Here is a 21,938-nt window from a genome sequence, read left to right as displayed (position 1 = left end):
CCATTCACCGGTCTGTGTATTCGGGCGCTGATCCGACGAACCGGTTCACGGCCGAAGATCAACGCGCGTCCCCGCGTTCGCTGACACGTCACCATTTCCGCTGGTCAACCCACACGCCGCCGCTGATCGGCACGACACCCCGACTCGACCGCTCCACACCTGATCCAGGGTAGCGATTGCTGGATGATTGCGGTTGCGCGCGCCGGACGGAGAGCAAACTCCGGACCCACAGGCAGGCGATCAGTGTTCGGCTGTGTCCGGAGTCATGGAGGTGTCCGACGGTATGGGTGTGCTCAATTCTACTGCCCCGAAGGGCATTCCGTGTGGCCGTGGACCGCCGGTGCGGTCGGTGGTTCGTGTACGGGACCGGGGCCGCGCCGTTGTGCTGGTGCGGATTCTCCCCGGACATCGGATCGGGTGTCTCCCCGTGAGCACGGGGAGACACCCGAAAGAGCTCTGCGTGGCGGTCGCCACCGCCGCGCGGAGCAACGCAGACACTGGGAGAGCGCTGCTGTGACCACACTAGATGTTCCTGTTGTTCCCGTGTGCCCGGATTCGGCCCATCGGCCGCTCACGGCACCGGCCGACCCGACGGTCGAGTCGTTGCGAACGGCGATTCTCGGCGATTCGCGTGCGACGCACCGCCGGGTGCGCGCCACGACCATCGCCCTGAACGACCGGCCACGATCGGGACTCACCTCGGCGGCCGAGGCCGCGCTGGCACCGGATCTGCTGCGCGCGACGATCGCGGCCCTCGGTGGATCGGCAACGGCCATCGCCGCCGACCCCCGGTCGCGCGGTGCGCTGTGCGAGTGGGCGGCTGTCTACGCCCCGCATCTGTTGCCCGTGCTCACCGGCCATCTCGACTTGGCGATCGGGGCGATCACCGCACTCGGCAACGGTTCGGCGTACCAGCGGGAACTCCTCGCCGAGCTCGACACCGGGGAGGCGATCGGCCTGCTGCTGCTGACCGAGCTCGGTGGCACCAACGGCGCCGACCAGCAGACCACCGCTACCTGGGACGGCGCCCGTGGTGGATTCTGGCTCGACTCGCGCGAGACCGCGAGCTGGAAGTTCATGCCCAACATGGCTGATCCGACCACCCGCAAGACGGGTGTGGTCACCGCCCGCCTGATCGCCGACGGTCGCGACGAAGGTGTGCTGCCTTTCCTGCTGAGGTTGCGTACCGGGCAGGGCCTCGTGCCCGGTCTGCACGTCGCGCCGCTGCCCGACAAGGGCTGGGCGCCGATGGATCACGCGCTGATCCGGTTCGACGCGGTGTTCGTCCCGGCCGACGCACTGCTGGGCGGCCGGTGGGCGGTGCTGGGCGCGGCCGGATTCGAATCGACAGTGCCGGTGCGGCAACGCTTCCACCGCGCGATCGCGGCTTTGGGCGAGGGCAGGCTCGATCTCGCGGGCGCGGCTGCCGCCGGTGCGCGTGCGGCCTTGGCCGTGACGGTGAACTACGCCGATCAGCGTCGCCCGGGCGGCCGGACCTCGATGGCCGAGCGGGGAACGGTTCGCCGTGATCTGGTCTGCGCACTGGCCTCCACCTACGCCACCAGCATCCTCGGCCGCCGCATCCAGGACCTGCGTGCGGGCGCCGCCGAATCGTTCTGCGCGCTGTGGTCGATGCTGGCCAAACCGTTGCTGGCCTACACCGCCCACGACGTGCTGCTGACCTGCCGTCAGCGCAGTGCGGCGCAGGGATCGCTGCGCACCAACCGGATCGTCGACTGGATCGGCAACACCGAAGGCATCATCACCGCCGAGGGCGAGTCCCAGCTGCTCTGGAAGCAGGCCGGGTACCTCATCGCCCGCGCGGAAACCGCCCTGACGCTGCCGGCCACGCCGGACTTTCTGCCCTGGTACGTCCGCATGCTCGCCGAGCGGGAGTCGACGCTCGCCGCCGCACTGCGCCGTGGTGACATCGCCGTCGCGAGCACCGCGATCGACCGCGACACCGCCGCCGTCGAGCTCGCCGCCGCTACCAGCGAAAGGCTCGCCGCCATCGCGTTGTTCCAGGCCTGTGTCTCGGCCGACGACGCATCGGCCCGCCGGCTGCTCGAGTCCGCCTGCGTGGTGTACGCACTGGAGCGAATCCGCGCGCACGGCAGCTGGTTCGCTGCCCACGGGCAGCTGACGCCCCGGCTGGCCCACCGCGTGCACGAGGAATTGCGTTGTGGCATCGACTCTCTCGGTGCGCACCTGAAGGTTCTGGTCGACGGCTTCGACATCGAACTCGAGCCCTTCGACGCGCCGATGGCTTCGCCGGACTATCTGCGGTGGTGGGAGACCTGGGCGGGCGGGACGACGGCGCCGTTCGGCGAGGTGTTTCGCTCGATCACCGGGCAGGTGCGGGCATGACCGGACACGGTGTCGAATACGAGGTCGTCGTCGTAGGGGCCGGGTTCGGTGGGCTCACCATGGCGTGGGAACTCGAAGAGGCAGGTGTGCAGAACTTCCTGATCCTCGAGGAGGGGCCCGAGGTCGGCGGTGTGTGGCGGGAGAACACCTACCCGGGCTGTTCCTGCGACGTGCCGGCACACCTGTATTCGTTCGCCTTCGACCCCTACCGTGACCCTCGGGTGCGCTACCCCGACGCGCAAGCGATCCTGTCCTACCTGGGTGCGGTCACCGACCGGCACGGGTTGCGTCCTCGTCTGCGCTGCGACACCGCCGTGGTGAGCGCCGATTACGACGACGACCGCACCTGGTCGCTGACCACCTCGGCGGGAGACCTGATCCGCACCAGGGCGGTGGTGTGGGCGGTCGGCCAGCTGCACCGGCCCGCTGTCGCACAGCTGCGCGGAGCCGACACCTTCGGTGGCCCGATGTTCCACTCCGCGCGCTGGGATCACACGGCCGACCTCACCGGACACATCGCGGTGGTCGGCACCGGATCCTCGGCGGCACAGATGATTCCGGAGCTGGCTCGCACCGCATCTTCGGTAGCCGTCTACCAGCGGAGCCCGTCGTGGGTACTGCCCAAGCCCGCCGCGTCGTTCGGAACGATGTCGCGGTGGGCGCTGACCCATGTACCCGGCCTGCACGCCTTGTACCGCGCGGGACTGTACCGTGCGGCCGACCTGGTGCTGGCCCCGACCAGTCATGCCGGGTGGTCGGCCAAGTCGCTGGAATTGGTTGCACGAGAGCATCTTCGACGCCGGGTACGCGATCCGGAGCTGCGCCGGAAGCTCACCCCGGACCACCGGATCGGGGAGAAGCGCATCCTCGTCGACAGCGGGTACTACCGGGCGCTCACCGAGCCGCACGTAGAACTCGTCACCGATTCGATCGACCGGATCGTCCCGGACGGCATCCGCACCGTAGACGGCATCGAACGCCGCGCCGACCTCATCGTCCTGGCCACCGGCTTCCGCGCCCGGGAGTTCCTCGACGGCGTCCGGGTGCGTGGGCGGGGTGGTGTCGAGCTGCACGACCGGTGGCGAACCGAGGGCCGCCCGACCGCCTTCTACGGATTGGCCGTTCCCGGCTTTCCCAATCTCTATCTGATCGCGGGACCGCACTCCTTCACCCCCACCAACAGCAATCCCGCCGTCAAACAGCACCAGGTCCGCTACATCATGCGCTGCCTGGCCCTCAGCGCCCGGCTGCGCGAACCGATCGAGGTCACCGAACAGGCGATGGCGAGCTACCTGGACCACCTCGACGACGCGCTCGACCGCACCGTCTGGCGCGACGGCAAGGCAACGACCTGGTGGAAAACGGCCGAGGGCACCGTCACCAATGCCTGGCCGGGGACGGTAGCGGCTTTCGGGAAGGCACTCGCCGCGAACAACCCGGCCCTCTCGTTCACGGTGCCGAACTCACCGGGACGGCTCTCGGGCAGCCCGCGACCACGTCCACACGACGAACCGTGCCGAACGGGATAGTGGCGCCGATTCGCGGAATCAGCCCCGGGTGGAGCTGATCGCACCGCGCACGCCCCCGAGGAGATCGCATACTCCTCGAGGGCGTCGCCGGTGTGACCCGATCACTCCTCGGCAGCTGCGGATCGTGCGTGCTGCGAAACAATGTTCGCGACCGTCCACATGACGTCGACGAGCGGTTTACGCCGACGATCCGTACCAGTGGCGTCACCGACCGGCAGCCCGACGGCCGCCATCGTCGCGATCTCCCAATAATCGGGCACCGTGAACTCGTGGTGCAGTCCGTCCCGGTCGAATGCCCGGAACTGATGCACCTGGAGTCCGAGTTCGTGTGCCTGAAAAGTCAGGTGCGCCACGGCCTGTCCGAGGTCGTAGTCGGCGAACTCGGAGTACTCGAAGTCGGTGTCCTCCACCCGCCGCTGCACGAGGTTGGCGACGAGGAGGCTCGCATCCGGTGCCCACGCCGCGGAACTTCGCGCGAGGAAACCGGCGAGCCGCCGATGAACAGCGTCCCCGCGCACCCCGGCGATGAATCGCCACGGTTGCGAATTGCCTGCCGAAGGCGCGCGCCGCGCAGCTTCGAACAGCGAGCGGACTTCGGCCGCCGACAGCGTGTGGTCACGGCGGAAACGCTTGGGGCTGTAGCGCTCGAGAACGAAAGGGTGCAGGGCGGAGGCGTGGACGGTCACACGAAAGGCAACCACTCGAGCGGACCTGACCTTCCCGGACACACCTGAGGCTCGGGCCGTCCGACCGGGCATGCGACCATACAGAGGTTGTCGGAGGTCGTCGCTATGCTCGGTGTCACCACGGCTCGAAGCCACTCCCAGGGGGAATCCATGACCGACCTACACCCGCGCACGTCCGGCCGTCCTCCGGAACCCGCTCGCACCGACGAGGTCGAGCTCGCCGTGTCTTCGAACGCTGTCCCGTTGTTCAGCACCCCCGACCACAACGAACCCACGGCGGCGACGCCGACCACCACTGGACACCAGTTCCCGACTTTCCTAGCCCCCGCGCACCACCGGTCCGACGACGACCCGCAACGCTAGAGCTGTTCCTCAGCCGTCGCGACGGCACCTGAGCGAGACGTTAAGCGACGCTCCAGATCTCGACGGCGGAGTGCCCCGCCCCTGCACGCCCATGCCGCGCGGTGAGATCACGCAACGGCATCCCGTGCGCAGACAACAGGTCAGGCGTGCCGCTGGGCGGGTTCGATCGAGTGGCGCCGCACCAGCAGGGTGATCGCCAACAGTGGATACACCAGGATCGGGAAGATGGTGCCGGGATAGAACTCCTGGTCGACGAGAATCGCGGTTCCGGTGAGCAGGCTGAAGTCGAACAGGCCGTGGATGACGGAGTTGGCGATGTTGCCTCGGGTGACGCGGCGCGTGAGATAGAAGAAGTAGCCCGCGAGACTGACGACGACCGCCTGGAAGATCGCCGACGCCCCATGGGTGATGCCGTTGGCCAGGTGTACTGCGCCGAATACGAGACTCGACCACAGCGCGACACGGCCCTCGGCGAGACCGTGATCGCGCAGCATCACCACCCCGATGCCGCGGAACATGCCTTCCTCGCCCCACCCGACGAACTGGGTGGCGATCAGCAGGACGACGACGAACAGCCACCCCTTCTCCGCGAGCGCGGTGTAGCTGATACCGCCGGCGACCGCGACCAGAAGAAGGATCGGCACCACCCGAACCCACGATCGGGTCGGCCGGTCGTCGCGCAGTACCGGCCGCAACCAGCCGAGGTACGTGATGACGGCGTAGGTGAAGATCAACGCGGCACCCAGCGGGATGATCATGCCGTAGAACAGCGCCCTGGTGGAGCGGAAGTCGTCCTCCCCGCTGAGGTGCTTCGTCAGAATGCCCCCACCCTGGATGATGGCGAGGTAGACGAGGACTATGACAGCGAACATCGGGTACGAGAGGTGCCGACGGGCCGCAGTCCTCGTCCGCGCTGGGATGTGCGGTGTGTTCATAATCGAATCCAAGCGCATGCGCCGCCGATCCTGTTGCACCCGACACCGCGACATCGCGGTGGATCGGTTCGGCGAAATCTCTGCAGAGCACCGATCGGATTGCGGCCACGATACGACGCTCGCCCCGAAACCAGCAAGACCGAGGAGGGGCCGTCCTCGGTGGCCTCGATGAACCGACCCGAGCGGGCCGGGCCGCAGGTAGCGGGTAGGCTCACCAGGTGAAGCAACTGTGAAAGACCTGACCGTCGGCGTCGTCGCGACCTCCCGCAAGGAAAACGAGCATCGGCTGGCCATCCATCCGGCCCACCTCGACCGCATCGACCCGGGACTGCGCGGGCAGATCTTTCTCGAACGTGGCTACGGTGACCGTTTCGGTTACTCCGACGAGGCGCTCGCTCCACTGGTCGCCGGATTCCGCACGCGCGCAGAACTGTTCGCCGAATGCGATGTGCTGCTGCTGGCCAAACCGCTGGCCGAAGACCTCGAGCAGATGCGGCCCGGCACGATCGTGTGGGGCTGGCCGCACTGTGTGCAGGACGCGCGAATCACCCAGCTGGCCATCGATCGGGAGCTGACCCTGATCGCGTGGGAGGCGATGAACCACTGGACGAAGGCAGGCGTGTTCAGCGTCCACGTCTTCCACAAGAACAACGAACTGGCCGGCTACTGCTCGGTGCTGCACGCACTCCAATTGCGTGGCGTCACCGGTGATTACGGTCGCCGGATGCGAGCCGCGGTGATCAGCTTCGGTGCTACCGCGCGCGGTGCGGTGCGGGCACTGTCGGCGCTTGGCATCAGCGATGTGACGGTGCTGACCCAGCGCAGTGTATCCGCGGTGGCCTCACCTTTCGCCTCGGTGCGGATGCAGCACTTCGAGCGCGACCCGGCCACCCCGAGCCGTACGTTGGCACTGAAGGCTCCGGAACCGGGACCGCTCGCGGAGATGCTGGCCGGTTACGACGTGGTCGTGAACTGCATGTTCCAGGACACCGAGGCGCCACTGACTTTCGTGACGAACGACGACCTCGATCTGTTCTCGCGCGGCACGCTGTTCATCGACGTGTCCTGCGACGAGGGGATGGGCTTCGAATGGGCGCGCCCCACCTCGTTCGCCGACCCCATGTTCACCGTGGGTACCGAGCTGCACTACTACGGTGTCGACCACAGCCCGTCGTTCCTGTGGGACTCGGCGACCTGGGAGAACTCCGAGGCGCTGCTCGAGTACCTCCCGGTCGTGCTCGCCGGTCCCGGCGCGTGGGACGCCAGCGACACGATACGCCGCGCCATCGAAATCCGAGGTGGTCGCGTGCAGAACCCACGGATCCTGTCGTTCCAGAACCGTTCCGACTCCTACCCGTACGCGGTGAACTGACGCAGGCCACCATCTCCGTCGCGCACGTCGCGTAACTCGCCCGATTCGGGTGCGCGCGGTGGTCTGCGAGGCATCTACCTGGTTGCCTTCGCTGTTGACGACGTAGATGGTGGGCGCGCGAGGGACGGAGTCGGGCGTGCGCGCTTCGTCGCAGTCGGTGTGGTGGTGGCGGGAGGTGGCCGCGTCGTTGTGGTTGCCGGTGGCGCGGTGGTGGTCGAGGTCGTGTGGGGCGGCGCTGTTGTCGTGGTGGTCGGTGTGGCGGTGGTTGTGGATGGGACGGTGACGGTCGGGGGATCAGCCGTTACCGTCACTGTGCTCGGCCCCACTGTCGTGGTATCCGAGGGAATCGCGGTGACGGGCACTGTGGCTTCCGGGACCGACGCGATACCCGGGTCTTGTGGCGGTGGCGTGGCCTGAACCGAAAGGCTTGCCGTGACAGACAAACTCATGCTGACCGAAGTATCCGGCGAATCCGCAGGCAAGGGATCGGTGGTCATGATGGTCGTCGTTTCCGGTGCGGGCGCGGTGCTCGGCGTTTCCGCGTTCGGTGCGTCGAATCCGGCATCGGCATCCGAGGCGACATCAGGAACGGCGAGCTCGCTCGGTACGTCGGCGGCCGCGCCGGAATCGACCACAGTGGGACTGTCGTCGACGGCGCAGTAGCCGGAAGTCCGTACGGACGGTTCGTCCGAGAAGGTCGCCGCATTGTTCGCCGGTATCGGCGAGCTCGAATCCGTCGGCGCTATCAGCGCTATCCCGATTCCCGTGACGACGGCCGCCGCCGCGACGCCCGTCCGCGACATCCGCCGCCGGTACCGATCGGCGGGTGCCGCCGAGGCGTGCCGTCCGTATCGACGCAGAACCCGAGGCCGAATCCCGGATTCGATTTCGCTGTTGTCGACGGATTCCATCCTGCGTTCTCTCTCGAGGTATGCCTACCGTGCGAACCGGTGGCAACAATGCGGACGTCGCGGCCCATTTCAGGGTTTCGAGTAGGGATGCACCTCGCGTAACCGTTGCCGGTGTATTTGTTGCAGTTCACCCGCGCGCGTCAGAAAGTCGGCGATGATTTCGAGTTCGGCGGTGTTGTAGTAGCTCAGCAACATCTTGTAACTCTCGACGATCATGGGTACGACGATTTCCTGTACCCGATGGGCCGCGAGTTCGGTGGCCATCACTATCACCCGACGACGATCGGTCGGGTGCAGCGAGCGGACGATATAGCCTTGCTTCTCCAGCCGGTTGAGCATGATCGTGACGCCCGCCGCGGTGAGGCCGAGCCGTTCGGCCAGCCTTCCCGGAGTGGTGGATTTCTCGTCCTCGAGCAGCACGATTTCGAGTGCGCGTCGATCGGTCTCGTTCACGCCGAGCACTCTGATCAATTCGCGAATCAGATCCTCGACGGATCCGTGATAGAACTCCAGCGCCCTTTTGAGCTCGACCGAGATCCGGGCGGGTTCGCTAGTTGTGGGGCACACGAGCTTTCCCATCAGCAGTCACCGATCAGGGCTTCCCTACGGGCGGGAGGATCGCCGCCGGGCGTTCGAAGGGGGCATGGTGGCTCCTGTCGATCGAACATCACGAGAGCGGCACCACCGCGGCCGCCGAAGTGAACCGTGGCTGTGTCGGACATGCAGCGTACGACACGATGGCGGGTGCGATACGCTCATCGGACTTTTCGGTCGAAATGGTTACCCACACCAAACCCTAAGTGGGGCAACCATTGTCGATAATGATGTATATGGTCTCGCCAGGACCGGGCCGCTCGCGCGACCCGGTCCGGACATCTTCACCACGGATTGTCGGCGCGGGCGCGGGTCATCGTGCCGTAGCGCCTGTCCATGTGCCTAGGTGACGGTGGTTGTGGTCAGGGTCGGGGAGGGGTTCGGGTAGCACGAAGTCGCTACGTTGCCGACGAACGAGACGTTGGTGGTCATGGTCATACCGGGACTGGTGTAGCTGGTTCCCGCGTACTTGCTGGTGATCGACGTTCCCGCGGCACCCGCGGTGACATTGATGGTCACCGCCGGCGGGGTAAAGCTGGTGCCGCCGGCGATCGGCCCGGGAATGGTGAGCACGACGTTCCCACCGGACGTCGCGACAGTGCCCGCCACGCTACCCCCGGAGGCGGTAGCCGAAACCAGAGTCGAATTCGCCGGGGTGGGAATGGTCATCTTCAGGTTGCTGATGTTGTTCACCGTGAAGCCGGAAGCCGAACTCGGCACCGACGACGCACCGGGTGTGATGGTGATGGCCACGGCGGATCCCGATGCCGCCGAGCCCGGGGCCGTGCCGGTGACCGTCGTGTTCATGCTCGAGGTCTGGCTGATCCCGAGGACGGTGCCCCGGCAGGCCCAGTTCACGCTGACCGGCGCCGCATTGACGGGTGCGGCCAAACAAAAGACGGTAGCGACGGCCACCGGAGCGATAAAGCCCGCACGAAACAGGGAAGTAGTCGATATCATGGCGATCTCCAGGAAATGTCGAGCAGCGGTGTGACGGTATGCCCAACTGCAAAGTGGGTGTTTTAAAAATATAGCTCGCCATCTTCTTTCCGTGGCTGAAATCGCGAATCGATACACCCCGGAATATCGTTATCCGCTATTAGTTATTTTCTCCGGATAGTTAATCGCGGAAAGGTTTCCGGTTCTTTCGGAACTGCGGAATGAACTGGTCCAGGGTGCACCGGCGGCGATGGCCGCCCGCGCCGCGCGGAGTTCCCGAGGCCTGGCCATCGCGACGGCGCCGACGGGTAGGCCGTCGCGGACGGCCACGGCGAGGAAGTCCCGGGATTCCAGGCTGCCTTCGACGAGGAGGTCGTCGTGCGGGTGGACCCAGCCGGCGAATTGCAGGGAGAGCCCGTGCTGATCGGTCCAGCCCCAGGGGATTTCGACGGGGACGGCGGGCCGGCCCAGGATGGCCCTGGCCGCGGCGGCTCCCGCGGACATCGCCGAATTCCACTGTCGGCCGCTCTCGAACTCGCCGCGGTGGGAGTTGAAGGCGGTGGTCGCATCGCCCGCGGCGAACACTCCCGGTGCCGATGTGCGGTAGTGCTGATCGATGACGATGCCCTCGTTGACGGCCAGGCCGGCGGCTTCGGCCAAGGCGGTGTCGGGCGCCGCTCCGATGGCGACCAGAACGGTCCCGGCCGACCAGCTGCGCCCGTCGGCCGCCGTGGCCGTCACACCGTCGACAGTGTCACCGAGATGCGTTGTGCTGACATCTGTTTCGATGGCGACGCCGTGCTCCCGATGGATGTCGCGCAGCAGGCTCGACACCGCCCGCGGCACCACCCGGTCGAGCAGCGCGGGGCCCGCGTGCAACAGCGTCACATCGGCGCCGAGGCCGCGGGCGGTGGCGGCCACCTCGCAGCCGATCAGCCCGCCGCCGATGATCAGCAGCGACCCGCGGGCATCGATCGCCGCTCGCAGCGCCGTGATGTCGGACAGCGTCCGCAAGGTGTGCAGGCGGGTGGACGCGGTGTCGATGGGGCGTGCCCGCGCGCCGGTCGCGAGCAGCAAGCTGTCGTAGCCGAGGTCTTCACCCGTGCTCAATCGCACCGACGCGCGATCGATGTCGATTGCGTCGACCCTGGTCGCCGGTCGCAAATCGATGACATTGTCGGCCCAGAACTTCGCCGGCTTCAGCAGGGTGCGTTCCACCGAGGCAGTGCCGGCCAGCAGTTCCTTCGAGACCGCGGGCCGACGATATGGCAACGTCGGTTCCGCGCCGACGATCACGATCTCGCCGGCATACCCCTCGCGGCGCAAGGTGTGTGCCGCGGTGGCACCGGCGACACCGGCGCCGACGATCACGATCCGCCCGCTCATCCGCGACTCACCTCACGCATGTCGAAGTCGGCCTTGGCCGCACCGCAGTCGGGGCAGGACCAGTCGTCGGGAATGTCGTCCCATCGGGTGCCGGGTTCGATCCCGTCCTCCGGCCAGCCGAGTGCCTCGTCGTACTCGAATCCGCATTGGACGCACTGGAACAGCTTGTAGTCCTTCATCGTCGGAGTTCCTTCGGTTCGAAATCGACCTTCTCGCGGACACCGCAGTCGGGACAGCACCACTGTTCGGGAATCAGCGACCAGGCGGTGCCCGCGGCGAAACCTTCACGGGGAGCGCCGAATCGCTCGTCGTAGACGTAGTCGCACACGGGGCAGAGGTAGGCGGCCATCAGAGCGCTCCGTACCGCGCGAGGATCTTCGCGCGCTTGCTCGGCTGGATATTCACCCGGCTGATGTCGCCGTCGTAGTGCGCGAGCACGCGATGGTCCATCACTTTGCGCCACAAGGGGGTCAGGTAGGCCAGGCCGATCAGGCTCGCGTACCCGCTGGGCAGTTCGGGCGCGCCGTCCATATGTCGCAGGGTCTGGTAGCGCCGGGTGGGATTGGCGTGGTGGTCGCTGTGGCGTTGCAGGTGGTAGAGGAAGATGTTGGTGACGATGTGGTCGGAGTTCCAGCTGTGCTCGGGGGTGCAGCGCTCGTAGCGACCCGAGGCGGTCCTGCTCCGCAGCAGACCGTAGTGCTCGAGGTAGTTCACGGTCTCGAGCAGGGAGAATCCGTAGACGGCCTGGATCACCAGGAAGGGCAGGATCGCGGGACCGAACACCGCGACCAGCGCCACCCACAGCACCACCGACATCGACCACGCGTTGAGCACGTCGTTGTGCAGCGAGAACGGGCTCTTGTCGAGCCGGCGCAGGCGGGTGGCCTCCAGCCCCCACGCGGACTTCAGGCTGCCCCAGACGCTGCGCGGCAGGAAGCTCCACAACGATTCGCCGAAGCGGGCGCTGGCCGGGTCCTCCGGCGTCGCGACGCGCACGTGGTGGCCGCGGTTGTGCTCGATGTAGAAGTGCCCGTAGAAGGTCTGGGCCAGCGTGATCTTCGACAGCCAGCGCTCGAGTTCGTCCTTCTTGTGGCCGAGTTCGTGGGCGGTGTTGATGCCGACGCCACCCATCGCCCCGATGGTGAACGCCAACCCGATCTTCGAGGCCAGGCCGAGACCGCCGTCGATCCCGAGCCAGGACAGGTTGTCCGCGGTCCAGAGGTAGCAGGCGAAGACCAGGCTGAACAGCTGCAGCGGAATGTAGGCGTAGGTGCAGTAGCGGTAGTACCTGTCGTCCTCCAGCTGTGCCATCACCTCCTCCGGCGGGTTCGCACCGTCGGGCCCGAAGAAGCGGTCGAGGGTCGGCAGCAGGACGTACACCAGGATCGGGCCGAGCCACCACCACACCGGCGCCACCAGCTGCCAGCCCAGCTGGTTGAACGCCCAGACGAGCGCCGTGGCCAGCATTGCCGCGCTGGGGGCGACGAGGCCGAACAACCACAGATAGCGCTTGGGATCACGCCATTGCAGGGCCGTGGCCGGTTCTTCGTGATTTCGCGATGTCGTCATCTCGTTCTCCTGATCACCGAGACATGTCCCGGGTGCTGTCGAGCAAATTTACAACTGATGCCGATGTGTGCTCAGTAAATACACACACGCCTTAGTTGTCAACGAAGCTGCCACTTCGGGCCACATGTACGATGACTGGGTGGCCGAATCGCCGAACTTCCAGTCCGAGATGCGTCAGCTGTTGCGCGACCGCATGCTCGACGCCGCCCGCACCATGGTCGTTTCCGAAGGGTGGGGCGCGGTGAACATGTCGCGCATCGCAAAGGAAGTCGGCATCAGCAGGCCGGTCCTCTACAAGGAGATCGGCACCAAGCAGGCATTGGCGGATGCCCTCATCGAGCGCGAGACCGGCATCTACCTGAGCGGGGTGGCCGAGACGCTGGCCGAGCATCCGGCCGACCCGCTCGCCGGGATCACCGCCGCTGCCGAGTACACCCTGCGCACCGCAGGTGACAACACGCTGATCAAGGCCGTCCTCTCCGCTCGCCAGGACGCCGACACAGCCCTGCTGCCCGCCCTGGTGAGCGACGCGCAACCCGTGCTCGTCCGGGCGGTCGACGCGCTCACGATCACGGTGCGCGACTACTACCGACTGCCTCAGCTGTCCGACGAGGAGATCGCCACGATCGTCGAGATCATGGTCCGGCTCACCCTGAGTCATCTGTTCCAGCCCACCGGCAGTGTGGACCGAGCGGTGGCGCAGATCGGTGCTGTGTTGGCCGGTGTGTTCCCGGCCTGAGTCGAACGCCGTGCTGCGGGCAGGCCACTGCGGAGCAATAATTCCTGACTGATTGGTTTGAAAACGAATTAGTTCAAATCCAGTGTTGAGCAAGAAGTTTCGTTGATACGGTCACCTGGCTGGGCCGTTTTGCCCGGTGCGTCTCGCGGCACGACGGTCCAGTCGGTCGCCTGATGCGTTCTCTGGCTTGATGAATCGAGACCACTATGTTCGGAATGCGCACCAGCCACCTTCTGGCAGCGATCACCGTGGCCGCACCTTTGCTCGCGACCGCCGCGCTCTCGGCGCCCGCGCACGCGGCAACCACCACCTGGACAGTCGTCAACCCCAACAGCAACGGCGCCTTCTCGGCGGTGTCGGGACCGCTGGTCGTGAAGAACAAGAGCGGGGCGACGCTGTTCACCTGTCCGAGCCTGTCCGCTTCGGGATCCCTGCCCGCAGGTACTCGAACGACGTCAGGACTGGGCGCGATCACGAGCATGGTTCCGCCGATCACCTGCACCAGCCCTGACGGCACGGCGTGGCAAGGGGCGTTCACCGCGGCGGCAGGCGCCTCGAACTTCACCGGTAAGTCTTACAACGCGACCACCGGAACCACCTCGATCGTCAACGGCGACCTCTTCAATTCGATCAACCTGATCTTCCGGACAGCCGTCGGGTATTCCTGCGGGTTCTGGACTCATCACACCGCGATGACGTACACGAACGCCACCTCCACTCTCAAAGCGACGACGGCCGTGGTGAAGTTGGCTACGGCCGAGGGGACGCCGACGTGTCAGGGACTCCTGACGCAGGGTGAGACGATCACCTTCGCCACCGAGTACAAGGTGACACCGGCGATCAAGATCACCGCCACGGTCAGCTGACCTGGCACCAGGCTGCCCTGACTATCGGCTCGGCTGTGTTCTCGGCGCCGGGATGTCGTGAATTCCATCCCGGCGCCGATCGTCCGAGTACAGCATCGACCGCGAAGTCACCGGCAGAGTGCGCGTAAGCCCGGTCCCGCACTGTGCCGGATGAAATCGCAGTCGGCGAGTCGCTCAACCGAGCCGAAAGCAACTGTGAGACTGGCGGATTCGGCGATCCGATAGGGTCGACTCGCCACCACCGAACCGAGCGTTCGCCGCAATCGGGAAATCTCGGCCCGGACCGCGACGGCGTGGTCCGCATCGCCGAACAGCGCTTCGCTGAGCCGTCCGACCGTCATGCCCTGCCGGCCGTGCAGGTGCAACAGCAGCAGGATCTCGGCATGGCGCGCCGACAGTGCGCAGCACCAGGCGGATTCGCCACCGAGTGCGCGCAGGGTGGGCGGGCCGGACAGGTCCAGTTCCAATCGGGTGAGCCGGGAGCCGGAGTCCGGGCGGATCAGCCATCCGTCGGCGAGTTGTTCGGCGGTGCACAGACCGAGCCCGGGGACGGTGATCGGGTGGTCGGGTCTCGGCACGGCCACCCGGTGCGTGGCTCCGACACCGACGGCCTGGGCCACCCAGCCGTTGTCGTCGACGACCAGGGCGGGGCCGGACAGTCCGGCCAGGGCGGGGCCCGCCGCCGAACGCAGCCGGTCGAGTCGGGTCTGGTGATGACGCCACAGTTGCGCTTCGGCGAGCCGCACGCCGGTGCTCACCAGCGCGGTGACGGCCGGATGCAGCGCCAGGGCGGGACCACTGATGTCGACGATGCCGAGCAGGGTGCCGGTGCGCGGGTCGTGGATCGGGGCCGCCGTGCAGAACCAGGGGTGCTGGAACTGCTCGAAGTGCTCACCGGAGAACAACTGGACCGGATTGGCCTCGGCCAGCGCGGTGCCGATCGCGTTGGTGCCGACCGCGTCCTCGGTCCAGCGCGCGCCTTCGCGGAATCCCAGGGTGTCGGCCCGGTGGCGCACCTTCACCGAACCGTGCCGCCACAGGATCACGCCCTCGGCGTCGGCGACCACCAGCATCAGCTGGGAAGCGGTGTCGGCGATGTCGGACAGCGCCTGCGTGAGGTCCTCGATCACCGCGGTGAGCGAGGATTCGCGGCGCCGACGTTCGACATCGTCGACGGCCAGCATCGAGCGCGCCCTCGGCCGGTCGGGCACCAGACCCGCCGCCAGCACCCGCGACCACGACCGGGCCACGAGGGGACGAGGGCGCAGCGGCGAACGCCCACCGGCGATCACGGCGTCGTGCATGCGGATCAGCTCGCGCGCGTACCCGGAGAGGTCGGTGCCCGGTTCGAACGCGCCGAAATCGCCCACGCCTGCGCCCTTCATCGGTGCTGTCTGCCAGCGCTGCAACGCGCTGCAACGATTGTGCCACCCGCCCCGCATGGCGTGTGCTTCATGTCACAGATTGTGGAGGAGGATTCGATGACCCAGACACTCGATCCCGTCGTCGACGGATCGGACGTAGCCGGACCCCAGCAGCGGGTGGACGCGTGGCTGACGGCGTTCGAAGCGGCCCTGGCCGCCCGCGATGTCGACACGGCGGCGAGCATGTTCGCCACCGACAGCTTCTGGCGCGACCTGATCGCGTTCACCTGGAACATCAAGACCGTCGAAGGCCGGGCGGGCGTCGCCGACATGCTGCGCGCCCAGCTCGCCGACACCGACCCGTCCGGATTCCACACCACCGAGACACCGACCGAGGCCGACGGGGTGATCAGCGCGTGGATCGGTTTCGAGACCGGGGCCGGACGCGGTGTCGGGCACCTGCGGCTCACCGACGAGGGCGCGTGGACCCTGCTCACCACCCTGCAGGAGCTGAAGGGCTTCGAGGAGAGCAAAGGTCCACGGCGGCCGAAGGGCGTGCGTCACGGTGCCGACCGCGCCCGGGTGACCTGGTCCGAGCAGCGTGAACGCGAACAGCACGAACTCGGTTACACCCGGCAGCCGTTCGTGCTCGTCGTCGGTGGGGGACAGGGTGGTATCGCCCTCGGTGCGCGGCTGCGTCAACTCGGCGTGCCCGCCCTCGTCCTCGACAAGCACGACCGGCCCGGTGACCAGTGGCGCAAGCGGTACAAGTCGCTGTGCCTGCACGATCCGGTCTGGTACGACCACCTGCCGTATCTGCCGTTTCCCGACAACTGGCCGGTGTTCGCGCCGAAGGACAAGATCGGTGACTGGCTCGAGATGTACACCAAGGTGATGGAGGTGCCGTACTGGTCCAAGACCACCTGCACCTCGGCGCGCTACGACAAGGCGAGCGAAACCTGGGTGGTCGAGGTGGAACGCGACGGCGACCCGCTCGTGCTTCGCCCGCACCACCTGGTGCTCGCGACCGGGATGTCGGGCAAACCGAACATCCCGAATTTCCCCGGGATGGAACGCTTTCGGGGCGACCAGCACCACTCCAGCGGGCACCCCGGGCCGGACCGCTACGCGGGCAAACGTGCCGTGGTGATCGGGGCCAACAACTCCGCCCACGACATCTGCGGTGCCCTCTGGGAGGTGGGTGCCGAGGTCACCATGGTGCAGCGGTCCTCCACCCACATCGTGAAGTCGGATTCGCTGATGGAGCTCGGTCTCGGCGACCTGTACTCCGAGCGAGCCCTTGCTGCCGGAATGACCACGCACAAGGCCGATCTCACCTTCGCGTCGCTGCCGTACCGGATCATGCCCGAATTCCAGATCCCGGTCTACGACGCGATCCGTGAGCGAGACGCCGACTTCTACGCGCGCCTGGAGCGCGCCGGGTTCGAGCTCGACTGGGGCGACGACGGCTCCGGATTGTTCATGAAGTACCTGCGCCGAGGTTCGGGCTACTACATCGATGTCGGCGCCGCCGAACTCGTCGCCAACGGCGATATCCGTCTGGCGCACGGGCAGGTCCGCGAACTCACCGAGGACAGCGTGATCCTGGCCGACGGCACCGAACTACCCGCCGATCTCGTCGTCTACGCGACCGGCTACGGGTCGATGAACGGCTGGGCGGCCGACCTCATCGGCCAGGACGTCGCCGACGCGGTGGGCAAATGCTGGGGTTACGGCTCGGGCACCACCAAAGACCCGGGCCCCTGGGAAGGGGAGCTGCGCAATATGTGGAAGCCGACCCAGCAGCCCGGCTTGTGGTTCCACGGCGGCAACCTGCACCAGTCCCGCCACTATTCGCTGTACCTGGCCTTACAGCTGAAGGCCCGGTTCGAAGGGGTGCCGACCCCGGTCTACGGAAAGCAGGAGGTGCATCACCTGAGCTGACCACCCTCGACACGGCGAGCAGTCGGGTGGCTGATCCTCAGGCCGGTGGGATCAGGTCGCTTTCGCTGACGGTGTACGTCAGCGGCGGGTAGACGAAGTCTGTTTCGTTGTTCTCACGTCGTCGCAGGCGGTAGAACTCTCGTCGCTGATCGTCGTCGGCCGAGGTGAGACGTACGCCCTGCGCCAGGTACGGCCGGCCCTCGCGGAACCGGATGAAGGTCTTCGATTTTCGGAAGGTCACGCCGAGCCACTGGTTTTCGACCGACCGTGCGGACGGCTCGAGCACGATCTTGTGCTTGAACCGCCGATTCGCGGCGACCGAGAACACGACGACGCTGTGGTGGGCGAGGGGGATCGCGAAATTCTCCTCGGTCCCCTTCCGTTCGAAGATCAGGGTCCGCGGCGGTGCCTCGGGGTGGCGATAGCAGGAGAAGACGGCGATGAAGGACTGATCGGCGAGGTCGAGTGCTTGGTCGGAATGGCTGCCCATGGTGGCGTAGGTGTTCGTATAGCTCTCGATGAGCGCGTTGTCGAAACCGACCGTGAGTCCCGCTCGAATTCGTATCTGCTGTGCCAGGTGGTGATGTACCGGCTGGAACCGCTGCGTCGGGCGGGCGTAGCGGGTGGTGGTTCGGACGAGCGGCACGCGACCCGCCGCATCGGTGTCGGTGAGAGTCGCGCCGCGCCGGCCGTTCCCCGTTTCCTCCAGGAGAGCCGAACCGGAAAGCTCCGTGTAGAGGTTGCGCTCGAAAGGCAAAGCATACGAGGCTATTTCGTCGGAGATGTCAGATTCTGGGAGCATCGTAGTCTCCTGTGTTCATGCTGAAGGGAAACCGGTCGCCGTAGGCGATGAAGGACGTGGTTCTGTTCTCTTCGGCGTAGAGCCCGCGCAATTCGTCGACGCCTTCGAGGGTGGGCGGCTCCAGCTTCACCAAGCCGCCGGCGCGCTTCAGGAAGGTCTGGCCGTCCCTGTGTACGGCTTCGGCGTTCGAGCAGCGCACCACGTAGCCCAGACGGGTCGGCAGCGATCCGACGTCCGGCGCCGGGGGGCGGATCTCGTGGGTGTACAGGCGGTTGGTCGACAGCGGCATGAAGAACACGGAGCCGGGATACAGGGTCAGATCGAATCGCACGGGGACCCCGTCGCGTGCGTCGGCCGAATCCTTCAGGCGGAAGCGGAGTTCGGTCAGACCACTGATATTCCGCACGCCGTAGTCGAAGGGGTCGGCGGCCATGGGCGCCAGCATGTCGAGTCCGTCGTAGAAGGTGCAGAAGGCCATGATGCCGCCGACGGGCATGTCCTTGGTCTTGTCGGCATGGGCCGAGATCTTGGCCTTGGACTGTTTGCGCCCGGCCGTGGCCGGGGTGTTGTGATAGATCTGGGCGAGAACGTGATTGAGCGGCGCGTGGCCACGGAACACGGTGGCGGCCTCGTTGTTCAGGGCGTCGACGATGCTCGTGTCGGTCGGGCCGAAGCCCTCGGTCGGCCCCGAGAGATTCGTCGAGCAGCGCAGCAGCCGGAAATGTAGTTCATCACCTCTTCGCGAGACAGGTGTCAGGTAGATACCGCTGCGGTGGGCCGAACCCGGTTTGGTGGACTCGGTCAGGGACTGGAAGGTGTGTTCGGCGCTGATCCGTCCGAAGTGGTCGTCTTCGCGGGCGAAGAAGCGGCGGTAGTACACGCCGACTCGATGCACACGAACCGGGACACGACCGAGGTCGATGACAGTCGGCAGGTCGTCGTCGCCGTGGCCGTGTGACAGCTTCCGGACTATGAAAACCCGTGCGGCCGAACGCAGCTGATGCTCATTGATCGCAGCCATATCGCCACACAGGTAGACGGTCTTCTGTGTGAGATCCGTCGATCCGGCGGCGAGATCGTCCGGGGTGATCGTGGTCCCGAAGAAGTCCGTGATCGCGGTGTCGCGCAATCCCGTCGGTGCGATCAAGACGTTGCCCGTGTCGTCCAGGCGGGCCTCCGTCTCGGTGTGCGTCATATGATCACGGCTTCCTGATTCGGGTGGAGCGGTAGTGGCTCGGCGCGCTACCGGTCCACCGGTGAAACGCCCGGCGGAAGGCGCTGGCCTCCGAATAGCCAAGGTGAGCGGCGAGATCCGCGATCGGCTCGTCTCCGTGCACCAACGCCTCGACGGCGCGGTCGCGAAGGATCTCCTCCTGGATCCGCCGCTGGCTGGTGCCGTCGGCACGCAGCAGCCGCCGCAGGTGCGGCGCGCTGATCGATAGGCGGCGGGCGAGCTCGTCGGCACCGAGCCAGGGACCGTTCGGGTTGCGCTCCATGATCGCGCGCACCCGTGCCGCGGTGGTCGTGGCCTGCTCCTGTGCGTAGAACAGGACACCGGGGGAGTCACGGAGGAACCGTTTGAGGTCGGCTTCGTCGCGCACCACCGGCATGGGCAGCAACGCCGCGTCGAACGACATCGCCAACCGCGATGCGCGGAAGGTCGGCCGGACGCCGAAAATCGTCGTGTACTCGTCGGCAAGGTGCTCGGCATCGAACGGGAAATCCACGGAAAGCAACGTGATCGGCGCTCCGATCAGCCAACCGGCGAACCGGTGCACCCCACCGGTCATCGCGAACGCGACGAACGGATCGAGGCGCACGTCGGGATCGGCGATACCGATCGTGGCGCGGCCCGCGTCGTCGGCGCGCGACGACCAGCGGATGCCGGTGGTCACGGAGGACAGTTCGAACATGCGGGCGAGCGCGCCGCGCAGGTCCCGGGTGTGGATGACGGTGAGTCCGGCCAATCGCAAGGTGCCGCGCGCTACCGGTCGGGGACCCAAGCCCAGCAGTTCGTCGTCGGTCTGCTCCCAGAGGGCGCGGATCACCCCGGTCGTCTGCTCCGGTGTCATCCGGGCACGGTCCTCGGCGTAGAGCCGCCAGTCGAGTCCCGCTCCACGCAGCGCGCGCTCCACATCGAGGCCCCGTTTCACCATCGACTCGACTGTCGCCCGGAAGAACCGCATCGGAATCGTATGCGCCACTTGGCTCCTTCGACGTCGGGCGAGGCGATTCGTACGGTACCGCAGCGGCGATGATCGTTTCGGTCCCCCGAAGGGCCCGCTGCGGTCCTCGTCGGCGGGCAATCGAACTCATAGCGTCATAGGTGACAGCCGCATGGCTGATCTATGGAGAGGACTGTCCTGTGACGCAACGGGTATTCGTCGTCGGTGTCGGTATGACGAAATTCGAGAAGCCGGGTCGGCGATTCAACGAGGACGGCAGCATCTGGGACTACCCGGATATGGCACGGGAATCGGGCACCAAAGCCCTCACCGACGCGGGCATTTCCTATACCGAGGTGCAGCAGGCCTACGTCGGCTACGTGTACGGCGAGTCGACGTCGGGACAGCGGGCGGTCTACGAACTCGGCATGACCGGTATCCCGGTGGTCAACGTGAACAACAACTGCTCGACCGGGTCGACCGCGCTGTATCTGGCGGCGCAGGCGATCCGCGGCGGCCTGGCCGACTGTACGCTCGCGCTCGGTTTCGAGAAGATGCAGCCCGGCTCGCTCGGTACCACCTTCGACGACCGCGAGCAGCCGATGGCCAAGCACATGCAGGCCCTCGCCGAAATCTCCGAGGTGCTCTTTCCGCCCGCTCCCTGGATGTTCGGCGCCGCGGGCCGGGAGCACATGAAGGAATACGGCACCACCGCCGAGCATTTCGCGAAAATCGGTTACAAGAACCACAAGCACTCGGTGAACAACCCGTATTCGCAATTCCGTGACGAATACACCATGGACCAGATCCGCGATTCGCGAATGATCTACGACCCGCTCACCAAGCTCCAATGCTCGCCTACCTCCGACGGTTCCGGCGCGGCGATCCTGGCGAGCGAAGATTTCGTGAACGAACACGACCTCGCCGGTCGAGCGGTCGAAATCGTGGGTCAAGCCATGACCACCGACTTCGCCTCGACCTTCGACGGCACCGCCAAGAACATCATCGGCTACGACATGAATGTCGCCGCCGCGGCCGAGGTGTACAAGCAGGCCGGTCTCGGTGCCGAGGACTTCCAGGTCATCGAGCTGCACGATTGCTTCTCGGCCAACGAACTGCTGCTCTACGAGGCGCTCGGCCTGTGCGCGCCCGGTGAGGCCGGTCGGCTGCTCGACGACAACCAGACCACCTACGGCGGCAAGTGGGTCGTGAACCCCTCCGGCGGCCTGATCTCGAAGGGCCACCCGCTCGGCGCCACCGGATTGGCGCAGTGCGCCGAACTCACCTGGCAGCTGCGCGGCACCGCCGATGCCCGGCAGGTCGACAACGTGACCGCTGCCCTGCAGCACAACATCGGCCTCGGCGGCGCCGCGGTCGTCACCGCATACCAGCGCGCCGACCGCTGAC

General features: G+C 66.5%; 21 protein-coding genes. 9 read left to right on the top strand and 12 right to left on the bottom strand.

The annotated features are described in order from the left end of the window. Positions 1 to 513: 513 nt before the first annotated feature. Positions 514 to 2,367: a hypothetical protein gene (locus AB0I35_RS17870; RefSeq protein WP_357397157.1), complete on the top strand. Its 1,854-nt coding sequence runs from the start codon at positions 514 to 516 to the stop codon at positions 2,365 to 2,367. Next, positions 2,364 to 3,896, top strand: coding sequence for an NAD(P)/FAD-dependent oxidoreductase (locus AB0I35_RS17865; protein ID WP_357397156.1), 1,533 nt, complete (start codon positions 2,364 to 2,366; stop codon positions 3,894 to 3,896). The genes AB0I35_RS17870 and AB0I35_RS17865 overlap by 4 nt, the downstream gene beginning before the upstream one ends. Before the next feature lie 101 nt (positions 3,897 to 3,997). On the opposite strand, the gene AB0I35_RS17860 is transcribed toward AB0I35_RS17865, so the two are convergent. Both AB0I35_RS17860 and AB0I35_RS17855 read right to left on the bottom strand, forming a co-directional pair. Further along, positions 3,998 to 4,597, bottom strand: coding sequence for a nitroreductase family protein (locus tag AB0I35_RS17860; RefSeq protein WP_357397155.1), 600 nt, complete (start codon positions 4,595 to 4,597; stop codon positions 3,998 to 4,000). Between the two features lie 488 nt (positions 4,598 to 5,085). Further along, the gene (locus AB0I35_RS17855) at positions 5,086 to 5,817 is read right to left on the bottom strand and encodes a CPBP family intramembrane glutamic endopeptidase (RefSeq protein ID WP_357397154.1); all 732 of its coding nucleotides are present in this window, start codon (positions 5,815 to 5,817) and stop codon (positions 5,086 to 5,088) included. A gap of 292 nt (positions 5,818 to 6,109) precedes the next feature. On the opposite strand from AB0I35_RS17855, the gene AB0I35_RS17850 reads away from it, so the two are divergent. Then, positions 6,110 to 7,252 (top strand): N(5)-(carboxyethyl)ornithine synthase, encoded by a 1,143-nt coding sequence (locus AB0I35_RS17850; RefSeq protein ID WP_357397153.1) that lies wholly within the window; start codon positions 6,110 to 6,112, stop codon positions 7,250 to 7,252. Positions 7,253 to 7,684: 432 nt separating this feature from the next. Next, entirely contained in the window at positions 7,685 to 7,915 is a 231-nt protein-coding gene (locus tag AB0I35_RS17845) for a hypothetical protein (protein ID WP_357397152.1), read from the top strand. A 317-nt stretch (positions 7,916 to 8,232) separates the two neighbouring features. On the opposite strand, the gene AB0I35_RS17840 is transcribed toward AB0I35_RS17845, so the two are convergent. Further along, the gene (locus tag AB0I35_RS17840; protein WP_357144778.1) at positions 8,233 to 8,742 is read right to left on the bottom strand and encodes a MarR family transcriptional regulator; all 510 of its coding nucleotides are present in this window, start codon (positions 8,740 to 8,742) and stop codon (positions 8,233 to 8,235) included. Positions 8,743 to 9,099: 357 nt separating this feature from the next. Continuing rightward, complete coding sequence (locus AB0I35_RS17835) at positions 9,100 to 9,276, bottom strand: hypothetical protein (protein WP_357397151.1); 177 nt, start codon at positions 9,274 to 9,276, stop codon at positions 9,100 to 9,102. Between AB0I35_RS17835 and AB0I35_RS17830 the strand changes: the two genes are divergently transcribed. Further along, entirely contained in the window at positions 9,269 to 9,751 is a 483-nt protein-coding gene (locus AB0I35_RS17830) for a hypothetical protein (protein WP_357397150.1), read from the top strand. The genes AB0I35_RS17835 and AB0I35_RS17830 overlap by 8 nt on opposite strands. 95 nt (positions 9,752 to 9,846) lie before the next feature. Here AB0I35_RS17830 and AB0I35_RS17825 read toward each other — a convergent pair whose 3' ends face one another. Genes AB0I35_RS17825 through AB0I35_RS17810 form a run of 4 tightly spaced genes read right to left on the bottom strand, consistent with a single transcriptional unit; the run spans position 9,847 to position 12,651 of the window. Continuing rightward, a complete protein-coding gene (locus tag AB0I35_RS17825; protein WP_357397149.1) occupies positions 9,847 to 11,082 on the bottom strand; it encodes an FAD-dependent oxidoreductase in 1,236 nt (411 codons plus the stop codon). After that, positions 11,079 to 11,261, bottom strand: a complete 183-nt coding sequence (locus AB0I35_RS17820) for a rubredoxin (protein WP_357397148.1) — start codon at positions 11,259 to 11,261, stop codon at positions 11,079 to 11,081. The genes AB0I35_RS17825 and AB0I35_RS17820 overlap by 4 nt, the downstream gene beginning before the upstream one ends. Further along, on the bottom strand, positions 11,258 to 11,431 hold the full coding sequence (locus AB0I35_RS17815) for a rubredoxin (RefSeq protein WP_067635371.1): 174 nt from the start codon (positions 11,429 to 11,431) through the stop codon (positions 11,258 to 11,260). The genes AB0I35_RS17820 and AB0I35_RS17815 overlap by 4 nt, the downstream gene beginning before the upstream one ends. After that, positions 11,431 to 12,651 carry an alkane 1-monooxygenase gene (locus AB0I35_RS17810; protein WP_357397147.1) on the bottom strand — a complete coding sequence of 407 codons (1,221 nt, stop codon included), beginning with the start codon at positions 12,649 to 12,651 and terminating at the stop codon, positions 11,431 to 11,433. The genes AB0I35_RS17815 and AB0I35_RS17810 overlap by 1 nt, the downstream gene beginning before the upstream one ends. A 139-nt stretch (positions 12,652 to 12,790) precedes the next feature. Here AB0I35_RS17810 and AB0I35_RS17805 point away from each other — a divergent pair, with 139 nt between their 5' ends. After that, positions 12,791 to 13,390, top strand: a complete 600-nt coding sequence (locus AB0I35_RS17805) for a TetR family transcriptional regulator (protein ID WP_357397146.1) — start codon at positions 12,791 to 12,793, stop codon at positions 13,388 to 13,390. A 215-nt stretch (positions 13,391 to 13,605) separates the two neighbouring features. Continuing rightward, a complete protein-coding gene (locus AB0I35_RS17800) occupies positions 13,606 to 14,256 on the top strand; it encodes a hypothetical protein (RefSeq protein ID WP_357397145.1) in 651 nt (216 codons plus the stop codon). Positions 14,257 to 14,363: 107 nt separating this feature from the next. Here AB0I35_RS17800 and AB0I35_RS17795 read toward each other — a convergent pair whose 3' ends face one another. Further along, entirely contained in the window at positions 14,364 to 15,641 is a 1,278-nt protein-coding gene (locus AB0I35_RS17795) for a transcriptional regulator (protein ID WP_357397144.1), read from the bottom strand. Between the two features lie 96 nt (positions 15,642 to 15,737). Here AB0I35_RS17795 and AB0I35_RS17790 point away from each other — a divergent pair, with 96 nt between their 5' ends. Next, positions 15,738 to 17,564, top strand: coding sequence for an NAD(P)/FAD-dependent oxidoreductase (locus AB0I35_RS17790; RefSeq protein ID WP_357397143.1), 1,827 nt, complete (start codon positions 15,738 to 15,740; stop codon positions 17,562 to 17,564). Between the two features lie 37 nt (positions 17,565 to 17,601). Here the strand turns inward: AB0I35_RS17790 and AB0I35_RS17785 are convergent, their stop codons facing one another. Genes AB0I35_RS17785 through AB0I35_RS17775 form a run of 3 tightly spaced genes read right to left on the bottom strand, consistent with a single transcriptional unit; the run spans position 17,602 to position 20,570 of the window. Beyond that, a complete protein-coding gene (locus AB0I35_RS17785; RefSeq protein WP_357397142.1) occupies positions 17,602 to 18,366 on the bottom strand; it encodes a hypothetical protein in 765 nt (254 codons plus the stop codon). Continuing rightward, positions 18,350 to 19,561 (bottom strand): hypothetical protein, encoded by a 1,212-nt coding sequence (locus AB0I35_RS17780; protein ID WP_357397141.1) that lies wholly within the window; start codon positions 19,559 to 19,561, stop codon positions 18,350 to 18,352. Before AB0I35_RS17780 ends, AB0I35_RS17785 begins: the two co-directional genes overlap by 17 nt. A gap of 4 nt (positions 19,562 to 19,565) precedes the next feature. Continuing rightward, entirely contained in the window at positions 19,566 to 20,570 is a 1,005-nt protein-coding gene (locus tag AB0I35_RS17775; protein ID WP_357397140.1) for an AraC family transcriptional regulator, read from the bottom strand. Positions 20,571 to 20,731: 161 nt separating this feature from the next. Here AB0I35_RS17775 and AB0I35_RS17770 point away from each other — a divergent pair, with 161 nt between their 5' ends. Then, positions 20,732 to 21,937 carry a lipid-transfer protein gene (locus AB0I35_RS17770; protein WP_357397139.1) on the top strand — a complete coding sequence of 402 codons (1,206 nt, stop codon included), beginning with the start codon at positions 20,732 to 20,734 and terminating at the stop codon, positions 21,935 to 21,937. Position 21,938 lies beyond the last annotated feature (1 nt).

It is taken from the genome of Nocardia sp. NPDC050378 (assembly GCF_040655675.1).
Classification (GTDB): domain Bacteria; phylum Actinomycetota; class Actinomycetes; order Mycobacteriales; family Mycobacteriaceae; genus Nocardia; species Nocardia coubleae.
Note: the sequence above shows the minus strand (reverse complement) of the source record. Positions and strands in the feature narration are given on the sequence as shown.